The sequence below is a fragment of the Sphingorhabdus pulchriflava genome (genome assembly GCF_003367235.1).
Lineage (GTDB): Bacteria > Pseudomonadota > Alphaproteobacteria > Sphingomonadales > Sphingomonadaceae > Sphingorhabdus_B > Sphingorhabdus_B pulchriflava.
Map to the genome: position 1 here is coordinate 206,029 of NZ_QRGP01000002.1, position 22,751 is coordinate 228,779.

The 22,751-nt window shown below is 58.3% G+C and carries 19 protein-coding genes; 5 read left to right on the forward strand and 14 right to left on the reverse strand.

What is annotated here, in order from left to right; genetic code table 11:
- Window positions 1-87: 87 nt before the first annotated feature.
- The 10 genes from rpoC to DXH95_RS11750 all read right to left on the reverse strand — a co-directional run bounded on the left by rpoC (window position 88) and on the right by DXH95_RS11750 (window position 14,262).
- Window positions 88-4,350: a DNA-directed RNA polymerase subunit beta' gene (gene rpoC, locus DXH95_RS11705; protein WP_115549719.1), complete on the reverse strand. Its 4,263-nt coding sequence runs from the start codon at window positions 4,348-4,350 to the stop codon at window positions 88-90.
- 84 nt (window positions 4,351-4,434) lie between these two features.
- Complete coding sequence (gene rpoB / locus DXH95_RS11710; RefSeq protein ID WP_115549720.1) at window positions 4,435-8,604, reverse strand: DNA-directed RNA polymerase subunit beta; 4,170 nt, start codon at window positions 8,602-8,604, stop codon at window positions 4,435-4,437.
- A gap of 222 nt (window positions 8,605-8,826) precedes the next feature.
- Window positions 8,827-9,501: a 5'-methylthioadenosine/S-adenosylhomocysteine nucleosidase family protein gene (locus DXH95_RS11715; protein WP_115549721.1), complete on the reverse strand. Its 675-nt coding sequence runs from the start codon at window positions 9,499-9,501 to the stop codon at window positions 8,827-8,829.
- The gene (locus tag DXH95_RS11720) at window positions 9,498-10,034 is read right to left on the reverse strand and encodes an adenine phosphoribosyltransferase (protein WP_115549722.1); all 537 of its coding nucleotides are present in this window, start codon (window positions 10,032-10,034) and stop codon (window positions 9,498-9,500) included. The genes DXH95_RS11715 and DXH95_RS11720 overlap by 4 nt, the downstream gene beginning before the upstream one ends.
- 96 nt (window positions 10,035-10,130) lie before the next feature.
- Window positions 10,131-10,505 carry a 50S ribosomal protein L7/L12 gene (gene rplL / locus DXH95_RS11725; protein ID WP_115549723.1) on the reverse strand — a complete coding sequence of 125 codons (375 nt, stop codon included), beginning with the start codon at window positions 10,503-10,505 and terminating at the stop codon, window positions 10,131-10,133.
- Between the two features lie 72 nt (window positions 10,506-10,577).
- On the reverse strand, window positions 10,578-11,093 hold the full coding sequence (gene rplJ / locus DXH95_RS11730; protein WP_115549724.1) for a 50S ribosomal protein L10: 516 nt from the start codon (window positions 11,091-11,093) through the stop codon (window positions 10,578-10,580).
- A gap of 386 nt (window positions 11,094-11,479) precedes the next feature.
- Window positions 11,480-12,385 (reverse strand): hypothetical protein, encoded by a 906-nt coding sequence (locus tag DXH95_RS11735; protein WP_115549725.1) that lies wholly within the window; start codon window positions 12,383-12,385, stop codon window positions 11,480-11,482.
- A gap of 113 nt (window positions 12,386-12,498) precedes the next feature.
- On the reverse strand, window positions 12,499-12,942 hold the full coding sequence (locus DXH95_RS11740) for a hypothetical protein (RefSeq protein ID WP_115549726.1): 444 nt from the start codon (window positions 12,940-12,942) through the stop codon (window positions 12,499-12,501).
- 92 nt (window positions 12,943-13,034) lie between these two features.
- On the reverse strand, window positions 13,035-13,745 hold the full coding sequence (locus DXH95_RS11745; protein ID WP_115549727.1) for a hypothetical protein: 711 nt from the start codon (window positions 13,743-13,745) through the stop codon (window positions 13,035-13,037).
- Window positions 13,738-14,262, reverse strand: coding sequence for an RNA polymerase sigma factor (locus DXH95_RS11750; protein WP_115549728.1), 525 nt, complete (start codon window positions 14,260-14,262; stop codon window positions 13,738-13,740). Before DXH95_RS11750 ends, DXH95_RS11745 begins: the two co-directional genes overlap by 8 nt.
- Window positions 14,263-14,445: 183 nt before the next feature.
- Here DXH95_RS11750 and DXH95_RS11755 point away from each other — a divergent pair, with 183 nt between their 5' ends.
- On the forward strand, window positions 14,446-15,975 hold the full coding sequence (locus DXH95_RS11755; RefSeq protein WP_115549729.1) for a S8 family serine peptidase: 1,530 nt from the start codon (window positions 14,446-14,448) through the stop codon (window positions 15,973-15,975).
- Between the two features lie 6 nt (window positions 15,976-15,981).
- Here DXH95_RS11755 and chrA read toward each other — a convergent pair whose 3' ends face one another.
- The 4 genes from chrA to DXH95_RS11775 all read right to left on the reverse strand — a co-directional run bounded on the left by chrA (window position 15,982) and on the right by DXH95_RS11775 (window position 18,176).
- Complete coding sequence (gene chrA, locus DXH95_RS11760; RefSeq protein ID WP_115549730.1) at window positions 15,982-17,319, reverse strand: chromate efflux transporter; 1,338 nt, start codon at window positions 17,317-17,319, stop codon at window positions 15,982-15,984.
- Window positions 17,320-17,488: 169 nt separating this feature from the next.
- A complete protein-coding gene (locus tag DXH95_RS11765) occupies window positions 17,489-17,686 on the reverse strand; it encodes a hypothetical protein (RefSeq protein WP_115549731.1) in 198 nt (65 codons plus the stop codon).
- Between the two features lie 19 nt (window positions 17,687-17,705).
- Window positions 17,706-17,963, reverse strand: a complete 258-nt coding sequence (gene infA, locus DXH95_RS11770) for a translation initiation factor IF-1 (RefSeq protein WP_115549732.1) — start codon at window positions 17,961-17,963, stop codon at window positions 17,706-17,708.
- A gap of 3 nt (window positions 17,964-17,966) precedes the next feature.
- Window positions 17,967-18,176, reverse strand: coding sequence for a cold-shock protein (locus DXH95_RS11775; RefSeq protein WP_115549733.1), 210 nt, complete (start codon window positions 18,174-18,176; stop codon window positions 17,967-17,969).
- A 291-nt stretch (window positions 18,177-18,467) separates the two neighbouring features.
- On the opposite strand from DXH95_RS11775, the gene DXH95_RS11780 reads away from it, so the two are divergent.
- The 4 genes from DXH95_RS11780 to DXH95_RS11795 all read left to right on the forward strand — a co-directional run bounded on the left by DXH95_RS11780 (window position 18,468) and on the right by DXH95_RS11795 (window position 22,700).
- A complete protein-coding gene (locus DXH95_RS11780) occupies window positions 18,468-18,899 on the forward strand; it encodes an RrF2 family transcriptional regulator (RefSeq protein WP_115550159.1) in 432 nt (143 codons plus the stop codon).
- Between the two features lie 116 nt (window positions 18,900-19,015).
- Window positions 19,016-19,192, forward strand: coding sequence for a YezD family protein (locus DXH95_RS11785; protein ID WP_115549734.1), 177 nt, complete (start codon window positions 19,016-19,018; stop codon window positions 19,190-19,192).
- Window positions 19,193-19,293: 101 nt separating this feature from the next.
- A complete protein-coding gene (locus DXH95_RS11790) occupies window positions 19,294-21,780 on the forward strand; it encodes a TonB-dependent receptor (protein ID WP_115549735.1) in 2,487 nt (828 codons plus the stop codon).
- Between the two features lie 143 nt (window positions 21,781-21,923).
- On the forward strand, window positions 21,924-22,700 hold the full coding sequence (locus DXH95_RS11795) for a sulfite exporter TauE/SafE family protein (RefSeq protein WP_115549736.1): 777 nt from the start codon (window positions 21,924-21,926) through the stop codon (window positions 22,698-22,700).
- The last annotated feature ends 51 nt before the right edge of the window (window positions 22,701-22,751 follow it).

Consider the following 22,751-nt stretch of genomic DNA (forward strand, 5'->3'; position numbering starts at 1 on the left):
TCGCAGGTCAATTGTTGCATAGCCTTCCAAACAAAAAGCCCGCCGAAATCGTTTCCGGCGGGCTTTTGTGTGTTGGCATTGAGGAACTTATGCCTCGGTGTCGCCCTCAAAATCCTCAACGGTTTCGGGCGTATGTTCCATCATGCCGATCGGATCGTCGCCGAGCGCAGCTTCCGGGCCCTGTGCCAGTTCGGCAGCATGCTCTTCAGCAGCGGTTTCGGGTGCGATCAGGCTTTCCTGAAGCTTGCGATAGCTGGCGCGAAGCGCAGCGTCGCGGCTGGAGGCAGCCACGCGGATGCGGTTCATGGCTGAACCGGTACCTGCGGGGATCAAACGGCCGACGATGACATTTTCCTTCAGGCCGGTGAGGACGTCTTTCTTGCCCTCAACCGCCGCCTGCGTGAGCACGCGGGTGGTTTCCTGGAACGATGCTGCCGAGATGAAGCTGCGGGTTTGCAGCGACGCCTTGGTTATACCAAGCAGGACAGGGGTGCCTTCAGCGAAGGCTTGGCCCGGCTGCAGCTTGGCGTTGATCGCATCCATTTCTTCGCGGTCGACCTGTTCGCCCGGAAGCAATGTGGTGTCGCCACCATTGGTGATTTCAACCTTCTGCAACATCTGGCGAACGATCACTTCGATGTGCTTGTCGTTGATCTTCACGCCCTGCAATCGATAGACTTCCTGGATTTCTGCAACCAGATATTCAGCCAGCGCTTCGACGCCCAAGACTTCGAGGATGTCGTGCGGGTTCGGCGAACCGGCAATCAGATTGTCACCCTTGCGGACGAAATCGCCTTCCTGCACATCGAGCACCTTGGATTTCGGGATCAGATATTCGATCCGATCCCCTTCCTCGGGCACAATCGCGATTTTGCGCTTCGCCTTGTAATCACGGACGAATTCGATGCGACCCGAAATCTTGGCAATGATAGCATTGTCCTTCGGAATGCGCGCTTCGAAAAGTTCGGCAACGCGCGGCAGACCGCCGGTGATGTCACGGGTCTTTGCCGATTCACGGGTCACACGGGCAAGGACGTCACCGGCCTCAACCGTCTGGCCGTCTTCGACCGAAAGCATCGTGCCGACTGCGAGCAGATAACGTGCAGCCTCGCCACTATCATCATCGAGCAGCGTGAGGCGCGGACGAAGATCTTCCTTCTTCGCGCGTGTCGCCCCACGATATTCGATAACGACGCGCTGAGCGATACCGGTTGCTTCGTCGGTTTGTTCGATAAGTGTTTTACCATCGAGCAGATCCTGGAACTTCACAACGCCCTGCTTTTCGGTGATGACCGGCATGGTGAACGGATCCCATTCAGCCAGACGATCGCCGACCTTCACCGTATCACCTTCAGCGAACTGCAAAGTCGCACCAAAGGGCAGGCGGTGTGTTTCGAGTTCGCGACCTTCCTTGTCGTTGATCACCAGTTCGCCGCTGCGGGCCATGGCGAGGCGACGGCCGCGCTTGTCGACCAGTGTCGGCAGATCGCGATAATGGACAACGCCATCAGCCGAAGCGTCGAGGTTAGACGTTTCGTTCAGCTGTGCCGCACCACCGATGTGGAAGGTACGCATGGTCAGCTGGGTGCCAGGTTCACCGATCGACTGTGCCGCAATAACGCCAACAGCTTCACCGATATTAACCGGAGTACCGCGGGCCAGATCGCGACCATAGCAAGTGCCGCAAACGCCGACCTTTGATTCGCAGACCAGCGGGCTGCGGATCTTCAGAGCCTGCAAGCCGATTTCCTCGATCACGGTGATGGCCGCTTCGTCGAGCAGGCTGCCCGCCGGGATGGCAACCTTGCCGTCTGCACCGACAACGTCTTCGGCAGTGGTACGGCCAAGTACGCGCTCGCCAAGCGAGGCGATGGTCGAACCACCCTGGACGATCGAGCGCATTTCGAGCGCACGTTCGGTACCGCAGTCGATTTCGACGATGGTGCAATCCTGAGACACGTCGACCAGACGGCGGGTCAGGTAACCCGAGTTTGCCGTCTTGAGCGCGGTATCGGCGAGGCCCTTACGAGCGCCGTGGGTCGAGTTGAAATATTCAAGAACGGTCAGACCTTCCTTGAAGTTCGAGATGATCGGGGTTTCGATGATCTCACCCGACGGCTTGGCCATCAGGCCGCGCATCCCACCCAGCTGCTTCATCTGCGCTGGCGAACCACGTGCGCCCGAGTGGGCCATCATATAGATCGAGTTGATCTGTGCTTCGCGGCCATTCTCATCCTTGGGCGTGGCTTTCAGCTTTTCCATCATCGCATTCGCAACGCGGTCGCCACAACCCGACCAGGCGTCGATCACCTTGTTGTACTTTTCCTGCTGGGTGATCAGGCCGTCCTGATATTGTTGCTCAAAGTCAGCAACGATGCCCTTGGTTTCGGCAACCAGACCATCCTTTTCGTGCGGGATGATCATGTCGTCCTTACCAAAGCTGATACCCGCCTTGAACGCGTGGCGGAAACCGAGCGCCATGATCGCGTCGGCGAACAGGACGGTGTCCTTCTGGCCGGTGTGACGATAGACTTGGTCGATAACGTCGCCGATTTCCTTCTTGGTAAGAAGGCGGTTGACGGTTTCAAACGGCACGGTGTGTGACTTGGGCAGGCATTCGCCCAGCAGCATACGGCCCGGTGTGGTTTCGTAACGCACCATGCGCTCCTGACCATCTTCACCGGTCTGCGGAACGCGGCTCGTAATCTTCGAGTGCAGGGTCACCGCACCCACTTCGAGGGCCTGGTGAACTTCAGCCATGTCCGACAGGATCATGCCTTCGCCGGGCTCGCCTTCGCGATCCATCGACAGGTAATAGAGGCCAAGAACCATATCCTGCGAAGGAACGATGATCGGCTTACCGTTGGCGGGGCTGAGGATGTTGTTGGTCGACATCATCAGTACGCGCGCTTCGAGCTGGGCTTCCAGCGAAAGCGGCACGTGGACGGCCATCTGGTCACCGTCAAAGTCGGCGTTGAAGGCCGAGCAAACGAGCGGGTGGAGCTGGATTGCCTTGCCTTCGATCAGAACGGGTTCGAACGCCTGGATACCCAAACGGTGCAGCGTCGGAGCGCGGTTCAGCAGAACCGGATGCTCGCGGATCACTTCATCGAGGATATCCCAGACTTCCTTGCGCTCCTTTTCAACCCACTTCTTGGCCTGCTTCAGGGTCATCGAAAGACCCTTGGCATCAAGGCGCGAGTAGATGAACGGTTTGAACAGTTCGAGCGCCATCTTTTTCGGCAGGCCGCACTGGTGCAGCTTGAGTTCCGGACCGGTCACGATGACCGAGCGGCCCGAATAGTCGACGCGCTTGCCGAGCAGGTTCTGACGGAAGCGGCCCTGTTTGCCCTTGAGCATGTCGGACAGCGACTTCAGCGGGCGCTTGTTGGCGCCGGTAATGGTGCGGCCGCGGCGACCATTGTCGAACAATGCGTCGACAGCTTCCTGCAGCATGCGCTTTTCATTGCGGACGATAATGTCCGGCGCACGCAACTCGATAAGGCGCTTCAGGCGGTTGTTACGGTTGATCACGCGGCGATAGAGATCGTTCAGATCCGAGGTCGCGAAGCGGCCGCCATCCAAAGGCACCAGCGGGCGCAGTTCGGGCGGAATGACAGGGATGACGTCGAGGATCATCCATTCGGGTTTGTTGCCCGAATCGATGAAGCTTTCGACAACCTTCAGACGCTTGATGATCTTCTTGGGCTTCAGCTCCGACTTGGTTGTCGCCAGCTCTTCCATCAGATCGACCCGTTCCTGTTCAAGGTCGAGATCCATCAGCATCTGCTTGACCGCTTCGGCGCCAATGCCGGCGGTGAAGGCGTCTTCGCCATATTCGTCCTGGGCAGCGAGCAGTTCGTCCTCGGTCAGAAGTTGGAACTTCTCAAGCGCGGTCAGGCCGGGTTCGGTGACGATATAATGCTCGAAATAGAGCACGCGCTCGAGCTGCTTCAGCTGCATGTCGAGCAGCAGGCCGATGCGCGACGGCAGCGATTTCAGGAACCAGATATGCGCAACCGGCGCAGCCAGTTCGATATGGCCCATACGCTCACGGCGTACCTTGGTTACGGTGACTTCGACGCCGCACTTTTCGCAGACGACGCCCTTATACTTCATGCGCTTATACTTACCGCACAGGCACTCATAGTCCTTTACGGGGCCGAAAATACGCGCGCAGAACAGGCCGTCGCGTTCGGGCTTGAAGGTACGATAGTTGATCGTTTCCGGCTTTTTGATTTCGCCAAAAGACCAGCTGCGGATTTTCTCCGGCGACGCGATCCCGATCTGGATCTGGTCAAAGGTTTCCGGCTTGGCGAGCGGATTGCTGAATTTGGTAAGATCGTTCATCTTTGTTTCCTCGTGGAGCTTTAAGGCTCCGAAAATTGAAAGCGGGCTGGCGGGGTAGGGCGGCGTTGTCGCCGCCCGGTTCCGTTATTCCGCTGCCTCCGGCAGTTCGTCTTCGCTGTCATTCAATGACTTCAGATCAACATTGAGGCCAAGCGAACGCATTTCCTTGACGAGAACGTTGAAGCTCTCCGGAATGCCGGCTTCGAAGGTGTCGTCGCCCTTGACGATCGCTTCGTAAACCTTGGTGCGGCCAACCACGTCGTCCGACTTCACCGTCAGCATTTCCTGCAGCGTATAGGCTGCGCCATAGGCCTGCAGAGCCCAGACCTCCATTTCCCCGAAGCGCTGGCCACCGAACTGTGCCTTGCCGCCCAGCGGCTGCTGGGTAACGAGGCTGTAGGGGCCGATCGAACGGGCGTGGATCTTGTCATCGACCAAGTGGTGGAGCTTGAGCATATAGATATAGCCCACGGTCACCTTGCGGTCGAACTTGTCACCAGTGCGTCCGTCAAACAGGTCGCTCTGGCCCGAGGTGTCGAGACCAGCGCGTGCCAGCATGTCGGACACATCCTGCTCTTTCGCACCGTCGAACACCGGGGTGCCCATTGGAACGCCAAAGGTCAGATGCTCGGCCAGATCGATGATTTCGGCGTCCGAACGGTTCTTGACCTCTGCCGCATAATTCTCGCCATAAATGTCGGCGAGACGTTCGCGGATGGCAGAGGGTGCGGACCCGGCTTCGGGGTTGGGGTTGGCTGCACGCCATTCTTCCAGCGAAGCTTCAATTTGCTTGCCAAGGCCGCGTGCGGCCCAGCCAAGGTGCGTTTCAAAGATCTGTCCGACGTTCATGCGCGAAGGCACACCCAGCGGGTTGAGAACGATGTCGACCGGCGTACCATCGGCAAGGAATGGCATGTCTTCTTGCGGCAGGATCCGCGAGATAACGCCCTTGTTGCCGTGACGGCCCGCCATCTTGTCACCCGGCTGCAGCTTGCGCTTCACCGCGACGAAGACCTTGACCATCTTCAGCACGCCGGGGGCCAGCTCGTCCCCGCGCTCCAGCTTTTCACGACGGTCTTCGAACTTTTCGACGATCAGTTTGACGGCATCGTCATACTGCGTCTTCACAGCTTCGAGGTCGCCCTGAACCTTGTCATCGGTGACGGCGATTTTCCACCATTCGTGACGCTCGACTTCGGCCAGATTGTCTTCTGAAATCTTGTCGCCCTTTTTGATGCCTTTTGGGCCAGCTGCGACGGTCTGACCGATCAGCATGTCTTTCAGGCGATTATAAGTGGCGCGGTTGAGGATCGAGCGTTCGTCTTCGCGGTCCTTCGCAAGGCGTTCGATTTCCTCGCGTTCGATGGCCATGGCGCGCTCGTCCTTGTCGATGCCGTGGCGGTTGAACACGCGCACTTCAACGACAGTACCGGCAACGCCTGGCGGCAGGCGAAGCGAGGTGTCGCGCACGTCGCTGGCCTTTTCACCAAAGATTGCGCGCAACAGCTTTTCTTCCGGCGTCATCGGCGATTCACCCTTGGGGGTGATTTTGCCGACGAGGATATCGCCCGGATGCACTTCGGCACCGATATAAACAATGCCCGCTTCGTCGAGGCTGCGCAAAGCTTCTTCGCCGACATTAGGAATATCGCGGGTGATGTCTTCGGGCCCAAGCTTGGTGTCGCGGGCCATGACTTCAAATTCCTCGATATGGATCGAGGTGAAGACGTCATCCTTCACGATGCGTTCCGAAATCAGGATCGAGTCTTCGTAGTTGTAGCCATTCCAGGGCATGAAGGCGACGAGGCTGTTCTTGCCCAGTGCCAGTTCACCCAGTTCAGTTGACGGACCGTCGGCGATGATGTCGCCTGCTTCGATCGCGTCGCCCACCTTCACCAACGGTTTCTGGTTGATGCAGGTGTTCTGGTTCGAACGCTGGAACTTCTGCAGCGTGTAGATGTCGACGCCCGACTGGCCGGGTTCGACCTCGCCGGTCACGCGGACAACGATACGTGTCGCGTCTACCTGGTCGACGATACCGGTGCGGCGGGCACCAATAGCGGCGCCTGAATCGCGCGCAACGGTTTCTTCCATGCCGGTGCCGACCAGCGGAGCCTCTGCACGCAGCAGCGGAACTGCCTGACGTTGCATGTTCGACCCCATCAGTGCGCGGTTGGCGTCATCGTTTTCCAGGAAGGGAATGAGCGATGCTGCAACCGAAACCAGCTGCTTGGGGCTGACGTCCATCAGCGTCACTTGCTCGCGCGGTGCCATGACGAATTCGCCATTCTGGCGAGCCGAAATCAGTTCGTCGGCAAAGCTGCCGTCGGCGTTCAATTCGGCGTTCGCCTGCGCAACGGTGTGCTTTTGCTCTTCCATCGCTGACAGATAGACGACGTCGGTCGTCACCTTGCCATCGATGATCTTGCGATAGGGCGTTTCGATGAAGCCATATTTGTTGACGCGGCTGAACGAAGCCAGCGAGTTGATCAGGCCGATGTTCGGGCCTTCCGGCGTTTCAATCGGGCAGATACGGCCATAGTGCGTCGGGTGGACGTCGCGGACTTCAAAGCCTGCACGTTCGCGGGTCAGACCGCCCGGCCCAAGTGCCGAAACACGGCGCTTGTGGGTGACTTCCGACAGCGGGTTGGTCTGGTCCATGAACTGCGAGAGCTGCGAGGAGCCGAAGAATTCACGTACCGCTGCAACCGCCGGTTTGGCGTTGATCAGGTCGTTCGGCATCACCGTTGACACGTCTACCGAGCTCATGCGTTCCTTGACCGCGCGCTCCATGCGGAGCAGGCCGACGCGATACTGGTTTTCGAGCAATTCACCGACCGAACGGACACGGCGGTTGCCGAGATTGTCGATATCGTCGATTTCGCCCTTGCCGTCCTTCAGATTGACCAGTTCCTTGACCACCGCGAGAATGTCTTCGGTGCGCAGCGTGGTCAACGTGTCTTCGACTTCGAGTGCGAGGCGCATGTTGAGCTTTACGCGACCAACCGCCGACAGGTCGTAACGATCGGGATCGAAGAACAGGCCAGCGAACAACGCCTCTGCGGTTTCGCGGGTCGGCGGTTCGCCGGGGCGCATGACGCGGTAAATCGCGTCGAGACCCATGTCGCGGTTCTCGGCCTTGTCAGCCTTCAACGTGTTGCGCATCCAGGCGCCGGTGATGACATGGTCGATATCGAGCAGCTCAAGGCTGTCGATGCCGGCCTTGTCGAGCGCTTCGAGATTTTCGGCAGTGATTTCATCGCCAGCCTCAACATAGATGCGGCCGGTCTTGTCGTCGACCAGATCGAAAGCTGAGTAGCGGCCGAAGATTTCCTCGGTCGGGATCAGTAGTTCGGACAGGCCGTCCTTGACTGCCTTGTTGGCGGCGCGCGGCGTGATTTTTTGACCGGCGGGGAAAATAACCTCACCCGACTTGGCGTCGACAATATCGAAGCTCGGCTTGGACGCGCGCCATTGTTCAGCGTTGAACGGAATTTTCCAGCCACCCTTGGCGCGGGCAAAGACCACGCGGTCGTAGAAGTGGTTGAGGATTTCCTCAGCATTCAGGCCCAGCGAATAAAGCAGTGTTGTGACCGGCAGCTTGCGCTTGCGGTCGATACGGACGTTGACGATGTCCTTGGCGTCAAATTCGAAATCGAGCCACGAACCGCGATAGGGGATGACGCGTGCGGCAAAGAGATATTTGCCCGACGAGTGGGTCTTGCCACGATCATGGTCAAACAGCACGCCCGGCGAGCGGTGCATCTGCGACACTATAACGCGCTCGGTGCCGTTGATGAAGAAGGTGCCGTTGCCGGTCATGAGCGGCATTTCGCCCATGTAAACGTCCTGCTCCTTGATATCGAGGACGGAACGGGCCTCGGTGTCGGGGTCGACTTCAAAGACGATCAGGCGCAACGTGACCTTCATCTGAGCCGAATAGGTAATACCGCGCTGGCGGCATTCCTCGACGTCATATTTGGGCTCTTCGAGTTCGTAATGGACGAAATCGAGTTCGCAGGTTCCGGCAAAATCGCGGATCGGGAAAACGCTGCGCAGCGTCTTTTCGAGACCGGAAATGTAACCAACCGACGGGTCAGAGCGCAGGAACTGCTCATAGCTTTCGCGCTGAACCTCGATCAGGTTTGGCATGTCGATGACTTCGTGGATGTCACCGAAAATCTTGCGAATGCGCTTTTTGCGCGAAAGGGCGGTGGATGCGCCTAGTGATGCGGAAACCGCTGCTTTAGCCATGAGTGTTGCTCAGCCTCGTCTAGAGAATAATCAAATTGCGAGCGCAGAATTTCCGACAACGAAAAGGCCGCATGGCATCACCCCGTTCGAATCGGTGGTGGCCAGCAGCCTATCGCGTCAGAAAAGCCCTATCTTTCAATTCGTTGGAGGCAATGCGCGGTTTTGCCCCGATCCCGAAAGAGTGGACGGATGTTCGCTGTATAGGGTTTGGTGGCGTTAGCGTCAAGGAGCCGGAATGGGGAAAGCGACCAGCCGTTCCATCGCCTCGGCTGCTTTTCGTGCCGCTTTTCGCAAATTGAAGCTGAAATCGCCCGCGCTTTCGCCATCCGCGCCGTCGGTCACGGCTTTGATGGCCACCCAGGGTAAGCCGAGGGCTTCAGCAGCCTGTGCCACTGCGGCGACTTCCATGTCGACCAAGTGCGTGCGGAGATGTTTGGCCAGCGCCTCTGCTGTCGCTGGGCATTCGAGGAAAACATCGCCGCTGGCGATGGCTGCGTGGGGCAGGCCTAAGCCCGGATCGGGCATAGCGGCAAAGGCATGGTCGCGCGCATTGCCCATCGGCCAGTCACCCGCGCGATAATGGACAAAGCCATCCGCCTGCCGTGCGCCATAGTCGTGCTGGATGGCCTTTGCGATCCAGAAGCAGTCACCTTGTATTGCGCCGATCCGCCCGCAGGTGCCTGTCATCGCGATCAGTGCAGTGTCGGCATTGGCGTAGCGCCCGACAGCCAAAGCTGCGTTGACCTTGCCAAGTCCGCAGGTGACGATTTTGATCCGGATGTCACCTGTTTCGACGATGCGCACGAGCATGGGTTCGCCTTCGACGATGCAACCCTCCCCGGGGCGGAAGGCGTCAGCTTCCTCTGGAAGTGCGGCGAGGATGAGGAGTGACTTCAATGCCCGTCAAACCCGATCAGCGCTGTCGGTTCGACGCCAACCGCGCGCAATTTCTCCGCGCCACCCAGTTCGGGCAGGTCGACGATGAACAGCGCCTGCTCAACCACGCCACCCGCCTGCCGGATCAGGTCAATACCTGCCAAGGCGGTGCCGCCGGTAGCGATCAGGTCGTCGACCAGTACCACTTTCTGTCCCGGCCTTACCTGTCCGGTGTGCAGTTCGATCCGGTCGGTGCCATATTCGAGCGCATAGTCGACGCCGATCTTTTCGCCGGGTAGCTTGCCGGGTTTACGCAGCATCAGCTTGCCGAGCCCCAGCGCATAGCTCAGCCCGGCCGCGACGATAAAGCCACGTGCCTCGATGCCTGCAATCAGTCGGGTATCGGGCGCGACCAGCGCAGCCATCCGGTCAATCGTCTGCCGAAAGCCCTGCCCGTCGAGGAGCAGTGTCGATACATCGCGGAACAATATGCCGGGCTTGGGGTAATCCGGAATGGTACGGATAAGGGCGGCGAGATCGGCGTTGTCGGTCATCTCGGCTAAATGCCGTGCACATTTCGAAAGCGCAAAGAAAAAGGGCGGCCCGCTTGCGCAGACCGCCCCCCATTTCCCCCGTCGGGGAAAACTGAATTACTTCAGTTCAACAGTGCCGCCAGCAGCAAGGATTTTCGCCTTGATGTCTTCGGCTTCAGCCTTGTTGACGCCTTCCTTGATCGCCTTCGGAGCCGACTCAACAAGAGCCTTGGCTTCGGTCAGGCCGAGCGCGGTGATGGCGCGGACTTCCTTGATGACGGCGATCTTGTTGCCGCCGTCGCCGGTCAGGATGACGTCGAATTCGGTCTGCTCTTCAGCAGCAGGAGCAGCAGCGCCGCCAGCAGGTGCTGCAACAGCAACGGCAGCAGCAGCGGAAACGCCCCACTTTTCTTCCAGAGCCTTGGCAAGGTCAGCAGCTTCGAGGACGGTCAGCTTGCTCAGTTCTTCTACCAGCTTTTCAATATCAGCCATTTCAATAACACTCCAATTTCTATGCAATTCTACCCGCGCGATCGCTCGCCGCGCAGGGGATGTGAAAACAAATTATGCGGCTTCTTTCGCCGCATAGGCACCAAAAACCCGAGCCAGCTGTCCTGCAGGCGCAGAGATAACCTGTACAACCTTGGTAGCCGGGGCCTGGACAAGGCCGATCAGCTTGGCGCGCAGTTCATCGAGCGACGGCAACGAAGCCAGCGCCATGACACCTTCGACGTCGAGGACGGTCGAGCCCATCGCACCACCGACAATTTCAAGCTTGTCGTTGGTTTTGGCAAATTCGACAGCAACCTTGGCGGCTGCAACCGGATCACCCGATGTGGCAAGCGCAGTCGGTCCGGTCAGCAGATCGCTGAGGGATTCATACTGCGTGTCGTTCAACGCGATTTTGGCAAGGCGGTTCTTGGCGACCTTGTAACCGGCACCGGCGTCACGCATCTTCAGGCGAAGGTCGGTCGATTGTGCGACGGTCAGACCCAGATTACGGGTGACCACGACAACCGCGGCTTCATTGAAGGTTGCATTCAGCGCAGCAACCGTATCGGTCTTTTCAGAACGGTTCATGCATTACTCCAATCACTGGACCCGCCCGAAGACAGGCCCAACACGAAATCACGGAATCACCCGGATGGGCGATCCGCTAGCTTAAGTCCGTGGGGAAGTTTCATGCCGGCAACCGCACAGGGCAGATTGCATAAGCGAAGGCGCGCAATTACGCCTGAAATCTCTATCCCCGTCTAGGCTGGAAATTAAGACCGGCAAATTCCGGTCACCAACTGTCTCGGACGGTGATCGAAGGGCAAGCCCCTCGGTCGGCGCTGGCCATTAGCAGCAACACGCGCAGAGTCAAGTACAAGGCTGAACTGCGCGACCAGGCGGAGGTAAATCTGCCTGGTCGCGCGGGGGATCAGCCTCGATGCGACCCGAAGGGCCGGTCCCCGAACCGTGGATCAGTTGAGCCTGATGCTGAGCGTCAGGCCGCCTGCAAAATCGGTGCTATTGCTATTCAGGCCGGTGCTCCCGAAAATCGACATGTTAAAGCCCTTGGCAAGCCGGAAGCTCGCCCAACCGGTGACTTCGCTCGAGGCCTGGTTGCCGACGATGGCCGACTGTTGCCAGTCATAGTCCGCACCCACCGTCACGCCATTTCCTGCACGAACGCTGGCGCCGGCACCAGCACCCCAAGTGTCGCGTACCGGCACGGCAGTCGAATTACCCGCAAATTTACGCCGGCCATGAACATAAAGCGTGGTGGAGCCCACCTCTTTGACAAAATCGAGGGCGGCCGTGACATCCACTTTGCCCGTTCCCAGGCGCTTTGATTTGGCAGCGGTCGGCAGTTTCACCTTGCCGGTCGCGTCTATGTAGAAATCATTTCCAAGATCGAACGAATAGGTTGAGGCGATAACCACATCACCAAATCCGCTGCGCCTAGAGCTTATGGGGGCGCCGCCGCTATCATCGACCTCGATATCACCCGAACCGCTTGAGCCTGATCCTGAATTGGCGCTTCCAGGTCCGCTATTGTCGGTACGTCCGCCGCTGCCGCCGCCGTCGCGTCCCTCGGGTGTCTGGATCAGCGACCCGGGGCCGTCGATACGCACATAAGGCACCGATACACGGATGCTGAAATTGTCTTTGCTGTATTTCAAGCTCACCGGTGCCGATATCACCTTGGTACTGGTTAACTCACCATAATCGCCCTTCGAATAGTTGATGCCAGTCGAAAAACGCAGCACTCCCTTGTCATCGGTTGAACTGGTCGTCGACGATTGGTCCTCGGCAAAGGCCGGTTGGCTGGCAAGGCATGCTAGCAACATGCCAGAGGCCATCAGTGTTTTGGGTTGGATTTTCATATTGTTTCCCCGGAACTTGGTAGGCCAGACTTTCCGCTTGCAGCCTACGCGTCAATCAAAAAAGCTATAGGCTCCGGGAAGGAGCGACCTTCCCGGAGCCGCCAGCGGTCCGGTTATGCCGGATCGTCGGCACCATGGCCGCCGCGGTCATCGCCCGGGGCGTCGTCACCACCGCGTCCACGACCTCGTCCACGTCCCTGGCCGCTGTCATCAGCTGTGCGCACACGATCGCCGCCATTGTCGTCATTTGCATCATGATCGGCCGGATCGTCATTGCCACGTCCGCCACGGTCGTCATTCGCATCGTGATCGGCTGGATCATCGGCGCCGCGACCGCGCTCGCGCAGGCCACCCTTGTCGTCACTGATGTCATGATCGGCAGGATCGTCGGCTCCACGGCCTTGGCGAACATCACCCGGTGCATCGTCGCAACCGCGGCACTGACGGACATGGCCTGCCGGATCGTCGGCACCGCGACGCGCCATCGCGCTTCCGGCACTCAGGGTTGCTGCACAAATGGCGACGGTTGCGACGCCCAGTTTCCAGATAGTAGTCATTATGTTTCTCCCGAATGGACCCGGCAGGGGGTGCCGGTCTTTTCACAACGGGAAAGAGAAGCAATTATTCCATCTGCGAACGGAAAAACTGCTTATTGGATCCAACCTAATGAAATAGCTATCTTTTCTTTGTCGCCATTTAACGGATCGGATGCCTTCAGACGTTCCATTGCGGTATCCAGCGCTGCCGGTTCGCTTCCAGCGGCCGTACCGATTTCACTGCCATTTCCGACAACAGCACCATATTTGGCCTGAGCCTCGATCGTCCATTTGCCACCCGAGCGGCAAGCAATTCCACCGCCAGTGTTCTCACCGGAAAATTCGCGGCAAAAGCGGCCATCGCCTGCGCGGAAGGTGAGGACGGGGCCGACGGTGTCACCACTCGCCAATTCTCTTGTCTGCCCTGAAGGCAGCTTCTCCATCGCGATCTGGAATTGCTGGTCATCAGCAAATCCTCCGGCTTCGGGCTGAAACAGCACCATCGCTATTGCCAGCGACGCCGCAAGCGCTCCACCCACAAGACCGATGCGGCCCCACGACCAACGATTGTCATTCGCGGCGACGGGAAGTGCTTTTGCTTCACCTTCAACGGTCCCGAGCCCCAGGCGTTCGAGCAAGGCAGCGTCTATCCCGTCTTCTGAAAGCGGAAATGCAGCGCGCACCATTGCGTCACTGGCCTGCCACTGGTGCACCTCGGCGGCGAGCGCAGCATCATCCCGCATCTCCGCTTCAAAACGCGCGCGCGCTTCGCCGGTCAGGTTCCCGTCCAGATAAGCGGCGATTGTTTCTGCCCGGTCAGCCATTGTCCTGTCTTTCGCCATATAGTGCACGGTCGATCGACTGGCGCGCCCGCGCTATGCGGCTCATCACCGTTCCGATCGGGATATCGAGGATTTCCGCCGCTTCCTTGTAAGTACGTCCGTCGAGCACAACCAGCGCCATCAACGCTCGTTGATCATCCGGCAGCGTCGCCATTGCCATCTTTGCCCGTTCAAGATCTGAACGCCCCTCGACGATGGCTCGCCCATCGTCTCCGGCGATAGAAACCGCTTCGTCGATGTCGATCGAAGTGCCGCGACGGGCCGAAGCCCTCGCTTCATCGATATGGATGTTTTGCGCGATCCGGAACATCCAGCTTTCCAGGCTCGTGCCCGGTTGCCACTGGTCGATTCGCGTCAGCGCCCTTTCGACTGTTGCTTGCATCAAATCATCGCCCCTGTCTTCGCTCCGCGACAGCACCATACAGAAACGGCGCAGGCGCGGCAGAAATGCCACGATGCGTGCCTTGACGCTTTCCATCTCTGCGTTGCCGGCGTGCATCCTGTTCGAAGCCCTAACGTATCGAGGCGGATTTTATTCCGTAATCGAAACCCCAAAAATCTATCTGCATGGATAGACGTGATTTTATTTCTCCGGTTCAGTGGAATAATTGTCAAGGCTGACCGTTGTCACTGCATGATACAGCATATTGCAAAATGGGGCCGAAAGCGCGAGACTTCGCCTATGGCTCGAAATAAAACCGGTACCACCGTTTCGAAAGCGGGATTGACCGCGATCATAACAGTGGCGCTGACATCGGGTTCCGCCCAGTTGCACGCCGGCGACCGCGAGGACCGTGCAGACAAGGCGATGGAAGCCTCGATCCGGGCTGCGGAACGCGCAACTAGGGACAGCGCGCGCGCCAGCGAAGAAGCCGCGCGCGCCGCTGAACGCACGCGGATAGACGAAATCAAAACCACCGAAGATGGTCAACGCGCCGAAGTCCGCGCTGCCGAAGACTTGGCCAAGGCTCAGGCCGATGCTCAAGAGCAGGCGATCAAAGATGCCGCCGACGCAGAGGAACAGGCCGCCAAAGACGCGGCGGACGCAGCCGACGATGCCGCAAAGGCTGCCGAAGATGCTGCCAAAGACGCCGCCGATGCAGCCGAGGATGCGGCTAAGGCTGCAGAAGATGCAATGGAGGACAGCCATGGCTCCTCCGAAACGATGCGCGATCTTGCAAGCTCTGAAAGCCCCGATTTTGACGGAAAGGGGTTCCCGGTCCGTAATGGAGAAATCGTCGGCATCGATGTCGACGAAAGATCGGTCGGGCTAGCTGTCGGTGCGGGATTTACGGTTATCGAGCGGACAAAACTTCCCGGTCTGGGCAGTGAAGTAATCCGCTTTGCTGCACCAAAGGGCATGGATTCCAGTACAGCGCTGGAATTGATGCGCAGCACCGATGCGCAAGGCAGCTATGATATGACACATTATTATGGCCTGCTATTCTCCCCGCAAGGCGGACCGTCGGCGAAAAGTGGCTCAGCGATAAAGGCAAAGGCCGGAACTTTGAAAATCGGCATGATCGATACAGGCGTTGCCGGGCACAAAGCTTTGTCCAAATTATCGCTGATGACACGCGACTTTAGCGGCAATAACAAAGCTGTGCCGACAGAGCATGGCACGGCTATTGCCTCTCTGCTTGCCAGCGAAGGCGCGGCGACAATTTATGCCGCGAATATTTTCCAGAGTGGTATCGGCAAACCCTATACATCAGCCGACGCCATTGTGCGCGCACTTGACTGGATGGTTCAACAGCAAGTGCCGGTGATAAACATCAGCCTTGCCGGCCCGCGAAACAAAATATTGGACGCGCTGGTTCGCAAGGCAAGCACTATGGGCCATGTAATTGTGGCGGCGGCAGGAAATGGCGGCCCGACCGCACCGCCAGCCTATCCGGCAGCATTGCCCGATGTCGTAGCGGTGACCGCTGTGGACAAAAACCTGCGCGTTTACCGCTACGCCAATCAGGGCAAATATGTTCGCGTTGCGGCGTTGGGCGTCGACATCGCAGCTGCGACTCCAGGTGGTAAAACCGGCCGGCAAAGTGGCACATCTTTTGCCACCCCGCACGTCGCTGCGTGGATGGCCCGCTGTACCGGCAGCAAGAACCCGACAACGCGTCTCAAATGCATAAAGCGGCTCGAAAGCGAAGCCCGAGATTTGGGCGAACCCGGCCGCGATGCAGTATATGGCTACGGCTTTATTTCTTGAAATCCGCTAGAGAAAGTTGAGCGCCAGCCCAGCCAGTGCACATAACGCCAGCGTGTGGATAATTCCCCATTTGAGGCCGAATAGCATGAATGCTGCGCCAAGCCCGATGGCCAGTGCTCTGAGATCGAGCGTGGCCCATTCCGGCCACCAGACCGAGCCGATGCCAAAATCAAGCTGGCCCACATTGCGGAACAGCACATGCAGCGCAAACCAGATCGACAGGTTGGCAATTACGCCGACCACGGCAGCGGTAATTGCCGCGAGGGTACCTTGAAGCCACGCGACGCCCCGCATCCGTTCGATCAAAGGGGCAAGCGCAAAGATCCACAGAAAGCAGGGGGCGAAGGTGACCCATGTGGTAAGCAGCGCTGCCAACACGCCTGCTGTCCATGCATCGAAGGGGTCAGGTGCCCGGAAGCCTGCAAGAAAGCCGACAAACTGGGTGACGAGGATCAATGGGCCGGGCGTGGTTTCGGCAAGGCCCAGCCCGTCGGCCATTTCGCCCGCGCTCAGCCAGCCAAAGCCGCTCACCGCCTCCTGCGCCATATAGGCGAGCACGGCATAGGCGCCGCCGAAGGTGACGATGGCGAGTTGTGAAAAAAAGGCTCCGACCTTCCACAGGACATGCTCCTGCCCCAGCGTGAGCAGAATTAGAATCATGGGCGCAGCCCAGATGATGCCCCAGACGAAAACGGTTTTGGCTATATGCGCTAGCCAATGGCCGGTCGGTGCGGTTGTAGGGGCAGCTGTTGGCTTCAGCGCAAACAGCGCAGGCGCTTTCCACGCGACGATCGCGCCGACCAATGCTGCTGCCAATATAAGTAAGGGGAAGGGGATATGGAGCGCGAACAGCGCCATAAAGGCGATCACGGCCAGCGCGCGCTTCGCAGGCGTGGTCAGCGCCTTGCCCGCAATTCGCAGCAGCGCCTGCACTACGATCGCAAGCACTGCGGCCTTGATGCCAAAGAACAGGCCTTGCAGCCAACCAACCTGCATCGACAGTACATATAGCGCCGACAGACCAAGCATCACCGATGCACCAGGAATCACAAACAACAAGCCTGCGATCAGCCCGCCCAGCGTGCCGTGCAAGCGCCAGCCGACCCAAGCGGCCAGTTGTTGAGCCTCGGGCCCGGGCAGCAAATGACACAGATTCAGCGCCTGCAGATATTCGTCTTCGGAAACCCATTGTCTCCGGTCGACGACTTCCTCGTGCATCAACGCAATCTGACCTGCAGGCCCCCCAAAGCTGACAAGTCCTATCTTGCCAAACAGGCGAGTCAGTTCGCCGAGCGAAACGGTAGGTGAAGGGGAGGCGGGAATTGTGGTGATCGTCACAAGCATGCTCCTTTTGTCCGCCAGAATGGCAGCCAAATGGCAACGCTTGAGCTGTCAGCTGAGTGACAACTTGACCGGGAGGTCGCTTTGCCCCGGTCCGTGTCGACTAACGAAGCGGGCGGGGGCTAGCAATACATTAATTCTTCTATCCCGCAAAGTAGCGGGCAGAGCAGCGTCAGGCCGTTTCGGCCAGAGCGCGTTTCTCCGCCTCGGTCGCAGCACGCGTGGCAATCACGCTTTCGGCCTTCTCAGCCATGTCGTTCCAGGTGTCGCGCGCGACCAGATGGCGTTCGCGAACATTGGTGAGCGTGGCCTTTTCGGCATCCAGTTGCGCCTGGGCGGCGCGCTGGCGATAAAATTCGACGGTAGCCATGCGGGCTCCCTTCTATGGTTCAGCGCCGCTTCGGTCCGGGACCAAAGCCCGATCCGGGGGTGCGCTCACGGAATATGATGCGCCCTTTTGAAAGGTCATAGGGCGTCATTTCGACATGGACGCGGTCGCCCACGACGGAGCGGATGCGGAATTTCCGCATCTTCCCCGCCGTGTAAGCGATTATCCGGTGTTCGTTTTCCAGCATGACGCCAAAGCGGCCATCAGGCAGGATTTCATCGATTACACCTTCGAGCGTCAGTAGCTCTTCTTTGGCCAAAACTTAGTCGGCCGCCGAAAGGTTGATCGCGGCTTTCTTGCCGTCGCGACCAGATTCGACGTCATAATTGACGCGCTGTTCCTTGTTCAGCGTCGACATACCGGCTGCCATCACGGCAGAGATATGGACAAAGCTGTCATCGCCACCGCCATCGGGTGCAATAAAGCCATAGCCTTTTTCGGTGTTGAAGAATTTTACGGTACCTGTGGTCATGGGTCGTTCCTTTCACGAAACAGTTTACCCGAACGGCAACAGCGCCGTGCGGGGAGGCCAGGGTCGTGTGAGAAAAGACGTTGCGCGTGCCAGACCCTGTCCCTGTTGGACTTCGGCCCGAAATGCACCTCAAATTTCCGTCGCGTTCGACGATAGCAGACTCCTGTATAACATAGTCCTTGTGGATAAGCAAACGGATGGGGTTTTGTGCCTGTGCAGCAGGGCAATTTTGTCCCGGAAACCAACGGCAATGTCCTTGCGACTTGGCGCTCTCTACTCCATAAGTTGACAATGCTGTCGCAAAAAACCCGCTACACCATTCGCGCTCTGATGCACTTGGCTGACAAATACCAGCAGGGCTTGGTACCGCTGACCGAAATTGCCGAGGCGCAGAATATTCCGGCCAAGTTCCTGACGGTGATATTGTCCGAGATGAGCCGCGCGGGCATTGTGGTGTCGCAGCGCGGACGCGATGGTGGATATGAACTGGCCTTGGCACCAGTCGACATCAGCTATGGCGACATCATCCGGATCAGCCGCGGCTCGCTCGCGCTCGTCCCCTGTGCCAGCCGTTTCGCGCATGAAAAATGCAAGAACTGCCTGGAGGAAAGCGAATGCCGCATGCGCGCGTTAATGCTTCAGGTGCGCGATGAAACTGCGGCGGTGCTCGACCGGATCAGCCTTGCCGACCCGATCGATATGGGCGTGATGGCCGAGGGCTGAGCCCCGCTTTCGATTCAACCGACAAAACTTTCTTTTGGTCGACACGAAGCAAAAATTGAATTGTCAACTGAAACGGTTGACTATAGCCGGTAGCTGTTCAGATCAGGAGGACAGCTATGGCCAATGCCAATGAAGATCATGACAGGGAAAGCCGAAAGGGTGACATTCCGCCTGCTTTGCAGTCGGTGCTCGACGCGCTGGGCAGGCTGAAATTCGGTGCGATCCAGTTGACTGTGCACGAAGGCAAACTCGTCCAGGTCGACGTCACCGAACGCCAGCGCTTTTCGAACTGAACCCTAACAACCGAACTCTCCCGGCCCATTGGGCCTAACTTGCAGACCGGACGACCGGATGCATTTCCTTTTCCAAACTCATTCCATGACAGGACTGGAACATGCACCGATCTACCAAAACGGCTACGGCCGCCATTGCCCTAATCTGGGCCTCTCTTTACGCCCAGACGGCCTTTGCCGAGACATCCGAAAATGCAGGCAATTCTGAAGCTGGCGGTGATGTCGCAGACAATGGAAATGCCCCTGCTGCGCAAGATGGCGAAGAAACCAGCCGGGGCGATGTCATCATCGTTACCGCCCGCCGTCGTCAGGAAACAGCTCAAGAAGTGCCGCTCGCCATCTCGGTAATCCGGGGAGACAGCGTCGAATCCACTGGCAACTTCAACGTCGTCAAGCTTCAGCAGCTTGCCCCGACCCTGCAGGTCTATACCTCCAATCCGCGCAACACGGCGGTCAACATTCGTGGGCTCGGCGTACCATACGGGCTGACCAGTGACGGATTCGAACAAGGCGTCGGCATTTATGTCGACGATGTTTACAATGCACGCGTTGCCGCTGCGACGTTCGATTTCCTCGACGTCGAACAGGTTGAGGTACTGCGCGGGCCGCAAGGGACCCTCTATGGCAAGAATACGACCGCCGGCGCGATCAACATCACAACCAACCAGCCGACATTCGATTTCGAAGGCCGGGCCGAGGTTACCGTTGGCAATTTGAATTTCAGGCAGGCCAAGGCAGCGATCTCGGGTCCCTTGTCAGACACGATCGCGGCACGAATCGCGGTTGCAACCACCAGCCGCCGCGGCACAATATTCAACGTCACCAGCGATCGCTATATCAACGAACAGGACAATCTCGGCCTTCGTGGCACGTTATTGTTTCAGCCGAACGACGATCTGAGTGTCACACTGTCTGGCGACTATAGCAAGCAGAACCCGGAATGCTGCGGCACCGTGTTCGTTCGTGTGGGGCGCACGCAACGCGCTCTTGCACGGCAGTATGAAGCGCTGGCCGCTGCGCAGGGATATAGCGTCGTCAGCCGCAATCCCTTCGACCGCCTGACGGATATTGATGCCAGCCTGAATGCGGGCAACAAGATCGGTGGTGCGTCGTTCAAGGTCAAATGGGATGTTGGTCCCGGCACATTCACCTCGATCAGTGCATGGCGCTTTTGGGACTGGAAGCCTGAAAATGACCGTGACTTCACCGGCCTGTCGATCGTTGCCAAGTCGCAAAACCCGTCGCAACAGAACCAGTATAGTCAGGAATTCCGCTATAACTATTCGGGTGACGCTATCGACTTCGTCGTCGGTGTGTTTGGTTTCAAGCAGCGTATCGACACGCAAGGTGTTGAACAGCAAGGCATCAATGCCAGTCGCTGGAACCTGACCGGCGCGCTTGCAAACAACCCCGCTGTTCTGAACGGTTTGACCGCGTTGAATACCCAATATCTGAAGAGTACGAGCGCCGCTCTGTTCGGGCAGTTGAGCTGGAAGATTACCGATGCTTTGACGATTCAGCCGGGCATTCGCATCAACTATGATAAGAAAGAAGGCTTCTATCAGCGCCGGGTAGTCGACGGTGCGGGGGTCGAAATTTCCTGCTTCAACCCGGCGCCGCCTGCAGGCTCGATCAGGGCGGCACAATGCGGGGTTTATCAGCCTCAATTGAGCGCGCCGTCGGTATCGGACTGGAATTTCAGTTACGACCTCAACGTCAACTACAAGCTGGCCGAAGACGTGCTCGCTTACGCAACCTATGCGAAGAGTTTCAAGACGGTGGGTATCAACCAGAACGGCCTTCCCACCGATGCTGCGGGCAATCCGATCCTAGCCGCGGGCGTGATCAAGCCCGAATCCGTCAACCATTTTGAGGTAGGACTCAAAACCCAGCTTTGGGACCGCAAGGCCACGTTCAACCTCGCGGCGTTTCGCACGGACATCAAAAATTATCAGGCAACGGTGACCAACGGCCAGTTGGGCGTTTTGCGCGGCTATCTTGCCAATGCAGGCAAGGTCCGTTCGCAGGGTCTTGAGGCAGACCTCAAAATCCGGCCGAGTGATCGTTTCAGCGCCTACGCCAATGCTGCTTACACCGATGCAAAATATGTCCGCTTTGTTGACGCGCCTTGCCCGCCAGAACTTGCAGGCGGCACCACCGCTACGGCAGCCAATCCGCCAAGCCCCCCGGGGACTGCAGGTGGGTTCAGCCCGGCCAACTGCGACATTTCCGGCCAGCGGCTTCCCGGCGTTTCGAAATGGGCAATCTCGTACGGAGCCGAAGTCAATACACCGCTGACTTTGTTCGCCACCGAGGGCCAACTCTATGTCGGGTTCGACGGCAATTACCGTTCGGGCTTTTCATCCAACCCGTCGCCGTCGATTTATACCAATATCGAGGGCTATGCGCTGTCCAATTACCGCGTTGGCTTCCGTTCTGACAATTTCGAAATCTACGGATGGGTCCGCAATGTGTTCGATGTAAACTATTTCGAATTGCTTCAGGTTGCGCCGAGTAACGTTGGGCTTGTTGCTGGCCAGTTGGGTGATCCGCGAACCGTGGGCGCAACGGTGAAACTGAGCTTCTGATGCCTAGTTGCTGGGGTGATTCCAATGCCCGGCGGTAAAGCACAGCTTAATTGGCCGAAACAATTCTGGAGGGGGTGAGCTATGGTGGAATCTTACGAGACCGGATATGCAGAAGGAACTGAAGTCGAAAAGGTGCGAGCCAGATGATTGAATTCCTAAACAGCATCGATCTTTCGGCTATCGCGCCCTTCATTGCGATCGGTTTTGCCGCGCAGTTGGTCGATGGCGCGCTGGGCATGGCCTTTGGTGTGATCTGTTCGACCTTGCTGGTCAGCGTGATGGGCGTCGCCCCGGCGCGCGCCTCTGCGGGTGTGCATCTGGTAGAGATGTTCACCACAGGTGCCTCGGGGATCAGCCATGTTCTCCACAAAAATGTCGACTGGAAACTGTTCGCGCGGATTGCGGTACCGGGGGTGATTGGCGGAGCGCTGGGCGCCTATGTGCTGTCCAATATCCATGCCGATGTCGCGCGGCCGCTGGTGATGCTCTACCTCACCTGCCTGGGTTTCTACCTGCTCTACAAGGCGCTCACCTACCCGCAAATGCCCAAAGTAAAGGATGCGAAGGTCACGGTGCCGCTGGGGCTGATCGGCGGTTTCCTCGATGCTTCGGGCGGGGGCGGCTGGGGGCCGGTGGTCACGTCGAACCTCCTCATTCAGGGCACCGATCCGCGCAAGACCGTGGGCACGGTGAATACCGCGGAATTTTTTCTGACCTTCACCGTCTCTGCCATGTTCCTGTTCACCATCGGGATTGAGGCGTTTACTCAGGTGACCGGTGGCTTGCTGGTCGGCGGGCTGCTGGCTGCGCCTTTGGGGGGTTATATTGCGAAGCGCGTGCCACCCAAGACCTTGCTGTTGATGGTGGGTATCGTGCTGACCGCGACCAGCCTGTTCAGCCTGTATAAGGCGCTGTCCTGACCTCCAACCGCTTGCTTTTGCTGGCGCAATAGGCTTTCACCAACCTAATTT